The following is a 4,072-nucleotide window of genomic DNA, read 5'->3' as shown; positions in this document are numbered from 1 at the left end:
GCAAGGACTCCTGGAATACACAGGTCATACCGGTGAGGGCAATGCGATCGACAGCACCGAACTGTGCGGGAGCCCGCAATCGGTCCTCGATGCCGCAGGAATCAAATAGATAACCTGACGGAGAGCTCGTCAGTCGAGTGAAGCAGGAATGGAAATCGCGATACCGCGTCCGCGGGATACATGTTTGACCTACTCCCCAGTCCGGGCGCGATCTCTGACCTGCGACTGTACGCAGGGCCCCTGAACCCTTGCCGAGACGCAACTGTCGAAGGCTACGGAGCGAGGCAGGGTAAATCGCCGAAAATGTTGGCCTGCAACATATTTCATTATCGGGACCTTTGCCTCCCGCATTGTTCGGCAAGACGCCCCTAATGTTCGAGGTGCCACAGATGTATGGCAAAATTTTCGACAATAGGAGATTTAGTTTCCTCTACGATAGAGGGTGCCGAGCTACCTATTATTGCGGTATTGACTCATTCTGCGAGTCGGTGAAACGTGTGGGGTCACACCGTCTTCTGCTGAGCGGGATTCCAGAACCTGTTACTGGCCTGATCCGCTCCCCATCGTGCGCCCAGCCCCCACGGCTGGGCGCGCTGGACCCACCTGGCGGTATTGACGACCAGCCGGGTGGATCGACTGGCTTCGTTCAGGGACGCAGACACGAAAGGATTGATTTCGTTGTCACGCGAAACGGTCGACTGCTGACCAAGCTGCCGTTGAGTATCACGCTTGTTCTGGAGATCGAAAACCTCTGTAGCGGTGAACCTTTGACTTCCTCGAAGTCGAACGGTTGCGCCGCCAGTGATCGGAAACGCACTGTAATCAGACACTGCGGCATGCTAAGGTCACTAAAAGTCCCGTCTTGCGAGCAACTGATTGACGATGACCTAGCTCGTACTTATGCTCAATAACGATCTAAATTAGAGAAAATTAATAAAAGATGAATTAAAGAAATCCAAGAGTGTCGCGACCAATACTCGTACAAGAGTCAGGAAAATCCGAGATGGTAACCGATAATGAGGACATCGACCGTAAGAAGCGGCGCCGTGGATTCATGTTTCGCGCTGGTCTTGCCATAGCGGTTGCCACCGCATTATTGCTTGGAGGATTCGGGGCATTCTCGCTATGGAGTGATTCCCAGACCGGCTCTGCTGGCGGAAATATAAATACGGGCATCCTCGACATTACCGAAATCAGTAATGAACAGTGGATCTACAAGGACGACACCGACGGCAACGACGGTGGCACTGTTCCGGGAACACCCATTGACATCTCCACCTTCAAGGTTTCTCCTGGTGACATCCTTGAGTATCAGGCAACGGTAAGCGTCACTGTCGTTGGTAGCGACATGAAGGCCGAATTGGTTGTCGACGATGCAAGTTACACGATCGCGACACCTTTAGCGGACTACGTCACGGTTGTGACCAGTGGTGGTGCCGCTATAGCTACGACAGGAGACTATCCGGTCACAGTGACGGTGACGTTCAGTGACACCATTCCCAACCAGGTCGGCCAGGATCTGAGCAACGCTGTGTCGCTGGAAGATATGACGTTCCGACTCAATCAGCTCGCCAACTGATCAAACCTACACTTTTTGCTGAGATGTTTGGGTGCTACGTTCGCGAGAAACCCCGCATATAACTTCAAAAGCATCGTATCTATCAGGGGAGATACAGGACCGTGAAACAGGGTTCAGAGTATCGGAGTGGCCAGTTAGGGCACACCGCTCGACTCCTTTCCTTTCTTTTTACTGCACTACTGCTCGTAGTCGGCGGCTTTGAGGCATACGCGCTATGGAATGACAGCGATTCGTCACCCGGTGGGGATATCGCCTCGGGAACTGTGGACATCGAATTCACTGGTGAACCCTCCTATTGGAGAGGGGAGACGGAGTTTGATCCTGCAGTGCAGGTCCTTGAGGCGGGGCAGACAGTGACCATCAGTATTCCGATCACAGTTCGGGTCACTGGTACCACGCTGAACCCTGTACTTGACGCCAGCGGATGGTCGATCCCCGACGAGCTCATCAGCCAGATCGCCGTGTCGTCGAGTTCGGCCTCGGTCACGGTTTCCGAGGAAAGCCAGAACGCGACGGTGACGATGACTGTCTCTGCAGCCGTCGACGCCCGGCTGAGCGGAGAGATCATTGACCTGTCCGAGATCGTTGTGACACTTAGCTCCGGAACGTCTTGGCATGACTCAGAAAACTTGGTCCTTCCAGCTGTTGTGACTGGTTCTTCCAACAGTCCCCCCACTGTGATGCCTCTGTACAGCGCTGACGACCGGGGGGACTCGGCCCTCGATTTCACACCGTTCGCCGACCAGGTGGGTGATACAGGTGCTGGTCAGCTCGGCGAGTCCGCGTACCTCAAGTCCTTCTTCAGCGCTGACGACGCAGAGGACGGTGATCTCACCGACAAAGTGCAGGTCACCAGTGTGCCTACGTTCAACGCGGGCCTTCCTGGCAATTACTCGCTCACAGGGTCGGTGACCGACAGCGGCGGGCTGTCCGCAGATGCCCAGGGAAAGCGTGACATCAGCGTATGGAACCTTGTGCAGGTCGAAGTTGCTTACTACAACGTGATAGCCCTCGACTCTCGTGGGCGCCCCTGGAGTTGGGGTGCCAACAACTACGGCGAAAACCGCGGTGCAGCCGATGGAATCCAAGGAATCCCGATACAGATCACCAACCTCCCGGCAGGCAGGAAGGCTGTGTCGGTTGCTGCTGCCGCTGAAGCATCTTTCGTTGTCATGGATGATGGCAGTGTTTACTCGTTCGGTGCTGATGCCTCAGGACAGCTGGGTAACGGAGAGGGCGGAAATTCTCCGACACCGACGCGGATCACCTTCCCCGGAAATGCTTCCATCATCAAAGTCGACGCGTTCAACCACTCGGTGGCTGCCCTCGCCGCAGACGGAGCAGTCTATGTATGGGGGAATGGCGACTATGGTGCACTCGGCCTGGGAAACGCCACGACCTACCAATCCCCTCAACTGAGCGGGATCAGCGGTGTCACAGACATTTCGATGGGGCTGTACGGCGGTATCGCGCGTACAGCAGATGGCTTGGCGGTGGTGTGGGGATCAAACTGGCACGGCCAAAATGGCAACGGCACTACCAGCACTTCAACTGGCGCGCCCACGCTGCCCTCGGTAGTTCCAGGCCTAATCGGCGTCACCAAAGTATCTGCCGGCTACGATTTCATGCTCGCCGCCACATCGGATGGCGAGGTTTACGGTTGGGGGGCGAACGCAAACTACCGTGCCAACCCTAATACTGGGGCCTCTACCTCCGATGTGACTGTTCCGACCAGAATTGGGAACCTTCCCAGTGGGAAGGCTGTGGTGCAGGTCAACGCCGGATTTGATTATGGCCAAGTGGTATACACCGATGGGTCCTTGTGGTCGTGGGGCTACAACAGCTACGACTCCCTGTTTATTGGTAACACCACCTCCCAAGCCACTCCAGTTCAATCCCCGATTGCGTCTGATGTCGCCATCATCACCGGGAACTATGACCTTAGCCTTTACCTCAATAAGGCTGGGACCATGATCTACGGCCGCGGATACGGCGGTAGATGGGGTCTGGGCAACAACTCGACCGCCAATTACATCAGCACCACCGGCACTGTATCCCGGATCACTCTCACCAATCTGTACCGTGACGGCACTGGTGTGGATTCAGAGGGCAACCCCACCCCACTATCGACACCGTCGACACGCAACGTCGTCGCGCCAATGCTCCGCGTCCCGGAACCCCAGACTGATCGAGCAATCCCGTCCTCGCCCGTACACACGACACCTCCCATACAGCCGACCTCGCCCTCGTCTGTACAGGCGACCTCGCCCTCGCCCGTACACACGACACCTCCCATACAGCCGACCTCGCCCTCGTCTGTACAGGCGACCTCGCCCTCGCCCGTACACACGACACCTCCCATACAGACGGCCGAATCTGAAAAACCGTTGGAAGAGGAAACATCCACTTTTGAACCGGAACCCACACCTGACTCCAATTGTCGACCTACAACGAGTTTCGACTCCAAACCTGAAACGTCTACGGAATCTTATG

The 4,072-nt window shown here is 56.0% G+C and carries 3 protein-coding genes; 2 read left to right on the top strand and 1 reads right to left on the bottom strand.

What is annotated here, in order from left to right:
- Positions 1–503: 503 nt before the first annotated feature.
- Entirely contained in the window at positions 504–830 is a 327-nt protein-coding gene (locus tag RhoBH5_RS32330; RefSeq protein ID WP_270009610.1) for a hypothetical protein, read from the bottom strand.
- 173 nt (positions 831–1,003) lie between these two features.
- Between RhoBH5_RS32330 and RhoBH5_RS32325 the strand changes: the two genes are divergently transcribed.
- Both RhoBH5_RS32325 and RhoBH5_RS32320 read left to right on the top strand, forming a co-directional pair.
- On the top strand, positions 1,004–1,579 hold the full coding sequence (locus RhoBH5_RS32325; RefSeq protein ID WP_270009609.1) for an alternate-type signal peptide domain-containing protein: 576 nt from the start codon (positions 1,004–1,006) through the stop codon (positions 1,577–1,579).
- Between the two features lie 353 nt (positions 1,580–1,932).
- Positions 1,933–4,072 (top strand): RCC1 domain-containing protein (locus RhoBH5_RS32320; protein ID WP_270009608.1); only part of this gene is annotated, 2,140 nt, incomplete at its 3' end.

It is taken from the genome of Rhodococcus sp. BH5 (assembly GCF_027583855.1).
Taxonomy (GTDB): domain Bacteria; phylum Actinomycetota; class Actinomycetes; order Mycobacteriales; family Mycobacteriaceae; genus Rhodococcus_F; species Rhodococcus_F qingshengii.
Note: the sequence above shows the minus strand (reverse complement) of the source record. Positions and strands in the feature narration are given on the sequence as shown.

Excerpts from the sequence above, each read along its gene's own strand:
- RhoBH5_RS32325 (WP_270009609.1), top strand. The coding sequence starts at position 1,004 with ATGGTAACCGATAATGAGGACATCGACCGTAAGAAGCGGCGCCGTGGA.